Source organism: Roseomonas rosulenta (assembly GCF_016106005.1).
Taxonomy (GTDB): domain Bacteria; phylum Pseudomonadota; class Alphaproteobacteria; order Acetobacterales; family Acetobacteraceae; genus Neoroseomonas; species Neoroseomonas rosulenta.
The window spans coordinates 1-3649 of record NZ_JACADR010000371.1 but is presented as its reverse complement, the minus strand read 5'-3'; the positions used below and the strand labels follow the sequence as shown (position 1 = coordinate 3649).

Here is a 3649-nt window from a genome sequence, read left to right as displayed (position 1 = left end):
GGGCTCGATGTCGCTCCGCTGGTCGCCGGCGGCGGGCAGGAACGCGGGCGGCGGGGGGGCACCGAACCGCTGCCGGCCATCGCAGGGATGGCGGCGGCGCTGGCGGCGGCGGATGCGGCAGCGATGGCACGCCTCGCGGCCCTGCGCGACGCGATCGAGTCCGACGTGGCTGCGCTGGCGCCCGAGGCGCGCTTCCCCGGCCGCGGCGCGCCGCGGCTGCCCAACACCACCTCGATCCTGCTGCCCGGAGTGCCGGCGGAGACGCAGGTGATCGCGCTGGACCTGGCCGGTGTGCGTGTGAGCGCGGGGGCGGCGTGTTCCTCGGGCAAGGTGGGTGCGAGCCACGTCCTGGCGGCGATGGGGTTCGGCGCGGATGCGGGCTGCGCGATCAGGGTTTCGCTGCCCTGGAACGCGGGCGAGGACTCCGCAGAGCGCTTCGCTCAGGCCTGGGCGGCCATGCGTGCACGTCTCTCGCGCCGCGCGGCATGAGCGCCTATCTGGCCTCCATGACCGCGCCGCCCAATCGCCCGATCTACCTCGATCACCACGCCACCACGCCGGTCGACCCGCGCGTCCTCGCCGCCATGCGCCCGTGGTGGGAGGAGAACTTCGCCAATCCCGCCTCCGTCGAGCACGTCCTCGGCCGCGCCGCCGAGGAAGCCGTCGAGCAGGCCCGCGCCCACATCGCCGAGCTGATCGGCGCGGAGCCTCGCGAGATCGTGCTGACCTCCGGCGCGACCGAGGCGAACAACCTCGCCATCAAGGGCGCCGCCCGCTTCGCCGCATCCCAAGGGTCCGACCGCCGCCGCATCGTTACCCTCGCCACCGAGCACAAATGCGTCCTCGAATCCGTCCGCGACCTGGCCGCCGAGGGATTCGAGCCCGTCATCCTGCCGGTCGATGCGAGCGGCCTCGCGGACCTCGACGCGCTGCGTGCCGCCATCGACGACCGCACACTGCTGGTCTCCGTCATGGCGGTGAACAACGAGATCGGCGTGATCCATGACCTCGCCGCCATCGGCGCCCTGGTGAAGGCGGCCGGCGCGATCTTCCACACCGACGCCGCCCAGGCCGCGGGGCGCATCCCGCTCGATGTGAACGACATCGAGGCCGACCTGCTCTCGCTCTCCGGCCACAAGGTTTACGGCCCCAAGGGCATCGGCGCGCTCTTCGTCCGGCGCCGGCCGCGCATCCGCCTCGCACCGCTCTTCTCCGGCGGCGGGCAGGAACGCGGCCTGCGCTCCGGCACGCTGCCTGCCCCGCTGGTGGTGGGCTTCGGCGAGGCCGCGCGTATCGCCGCGATCGAGGGCATGCTCGACACCGGCCGCATCGCCGGCCAGCGCGACCGTTTCCTCGCGGCACTTCGCGCCGCCATCCCCGGCATCGCGCTGAACGCGGAACATGCGCCGCGTGTCGCCGGCAATGCCTCCATCGCCTTCCCCGGCAAGGTCACCGCGCAGGCCATCATGGAGGCCGCGCCGGGGGTCTGTGTCTCGACCGGCTCCGCCTGTTCCTCGGCCGAGATCGAGCCCTCCTACGTGCTGCGCGCCATCGGCCTCGACGAGGCGCGCGCCCGGGCCACCTTGCGGATCGGCATCGGACGCTTTACCTCGCCCGCCGATGTGGACCGGGCCGCCGCCATGCTCGCGGAGGCCTGGACGCGTGCGGTCTCAGGAACAATCAGGGCGGCGGAGTAGCCATGCCGAAGATGGTCTTCATCGAGCGCGACGGAACGCGCAAGGAAGTGGACGCGCCGCTCGGGCTCTCCGTGCTCGAGATCGCGCACCGCCACGGCGTGGACATCGAAGGTGCGTGCGAGGGCTCGCTCGCCTGCTCCACCTGCCACGTGATCGTGGACCCGTCCTGGTACGGCAAGCTCGCCAAGGCGACCGAGGACGAGGAGGACATGCTCGACCTCGCCTTCGACCTGCAGGAGACGAGCCGTCTCGGCTGCCAGCTCATCATGACCGAGGCGCTGGACGGCCTGACGGTGAAGCTGCCCGCCGGCAGCCGCAACGCAGGCGGCTGAACCCGATGGCCGCCCCCCGCTGGGAGACCGACTTCGGCGCCGAGGGCGGCCTCTACCGACGGCTGCGCGCGGCCGCCGCCACCGACTGGGCCGGCTACACCTGGCATCCCTTCGTGAAGGCGTTGTCGGCCGGCACGCTGCCGCTACCGGCCTTCCGGCACTACCTGGTGCAGGACTATCTCTTCCTCATCCACTTCGCCCGCGCCAAGGCGCTGGCTGTCGTGAAGGGCGAGAGCCTGGCGGCGATGCGCGAGAAGGCAGCCGCCGTGCTCGCCATCCTCGACGAGACGAAGCTGCACCTGAAGTACTGCGCGGAGTGGGGCCTCAGCGAGGCTGACGTGGTGGCCACGCCCGAGACGGCGGAGACTGTCTCCTACACCCGCTGGGTACTGGACCGCGGGCTCGCCGGCGACATTCTCGACCTCGAAGTGGCGCTCGCGCCCTGCACGGTCGGCTATGGCGAGGTGGCGCTGCGCATCTTGGCCGATCCGGCGCGCCGCACCGATGCCAACCCCTACCAGTCCTGGATCGACGCCTATGCGTCGGACGACTACCAGGCCATGGCCCGCGCCGCCGCCGCGCGGATCGACGCGCTGGGCGTGAGCCATGGCGGCGATGCGCGCTTCGCCCGCCTCGCCGCCGACTTCGCCGAGGCCGCGCGGCTCGAGCAGCGCTTCTGGCAGCAGGGGCTGGCCGCGGCATGAGGATCCTCGTCGCCATGTCGGGCGGCGTGGATTCCTCGGTGGTCGCCGCGCTGCTGGCCGAGCAGGGCCACGAGGTGGTCGGCGCCACGCTGCAGCTCTACGACTACGGCGCCGCGGTGCAGAAGAAGGGTGCCTGCTGCGCCGGGCAGGATATCCACGACGCGCGCGACGTGGCCGACCGCCTCGGCATCCCGCACTACGTCCTGGACCGCGAGCAGGTGTTCCGGCGCGAGGTGATCGGCGACTTCGCCGACACCTACGCCCGTGGCGAGACCCCCATCCCCTGCATCCGCTGCAACCAGACCGTGAAGTTCCGCGACCTGGTGGCCCTTGCGCGCGACCTCGGCTGCGAGGCGCTGGCCACGGGCCATTACGCGCGGCGCGTCGAAGGCCCCGCCGGGCCCGAGCTGCACCGCGCGGCGGACCCGGCGCGGGACCAGTCCTACTTCCTCGCCGCCACCACGCGCGCGCAACTGGCCATCGCCCGCTTCCCGCTGGGCGACATGCCGGACAAGGCCGCGGTGCGCGCGCTGGCGGCACGCTTCGGCCTCGCGGTCGCCGACAAGCCCGACAGCCAGGACATCTGCTTCGTGCCCGAGGGCCGCTACGACGCGCTGGTGGGCCGGCTGCGGCCCGAGGCGCTGCTGCCCGGCGAGATCGCCACCGCCGATGGCCGCGTGCTCGGCGCGCATGAGGGGATCGCGCGCTACACGGTGGGGCAGGGCAGGGGCCTCGGCACGGCGTCCTGGGATGGCGCGGAGAAGCTCTATGTCGCCGGCGTCGATGCGCCGCGCCGGCGCGTCATCGTGGCGCCGCGCGGCGCGCTCGCGACCACCGAGGCCACCGCCGGCGAGATGAACTGGCTGATCGACCCGCCCGCCGCGCCGCTGCGCTGCACGGCCAAGCTGCGCGCGCG

At 73.0% G+C, this 3649-nt stretch carries 5 protein-coding genes; all 5 read left to right on the top strand.

What is annotated here, in order from left to right; translation table 11 throughout:
- On the top strand, positions 1 to 489 hold a 489-nt coding region (locus HW578_RS24375), incomplete at its 5' end, for an aminotransferase class V-fold PLP-dependent enzyme (RefSeq protein ID WP_198373297.1).
- A 17-nt stretch (positions 490 to 506) separates the two neighbouring features.
- Positions 507 to 1697, top strand: coding sequence for a cysteine desulfurase family protein (locus tag HW578_RS24370; protein WP_198373298.1), 1191 nt, complete (start codon positions 507 to 509; stop codon positions 1695 to 1697).
- Positions 1698 to 1699: 2 nt separating this feature from the next.
- Positions 1700 to 2029 carry a ferredoxin family 2Fe-2S iron-sulfur cluster binding protein gene (locus HW578_RS24365; protein ID WP_198373296.1) on the top strand — a complete coding sequence of 110 codons (330 nt, stop codon included), beginning with the start codon at positions 1700 to 1702 and terminating at the stop codon, positions 2027 to 2029.
- Between the two features lie 5 nt (positions 2030 to 2034).
- The gene (locus HW578_RS24360) at positions 2035 to 2733 is read left to right on the top strand and encodes a TenA family protein (protein ID WP_198373295.1); all 699 of its coding nucleotides are present in this window, start codon (positions 2035 to 2037) and stop codon (positions 2731 to 2733) included.
- The coding region (gene mnmA, locus HW578_RS24355) for a tRNA 2-thiouridine(34) synthase MnmA (RefSeq protein ID WP_198373294.1) at positions 2730 to 3649 on the top strand (920 nt) is incomplete at its 3' end. The genes HW578_RS24360 and mnmA, both read left to right, overlap by 4 nt.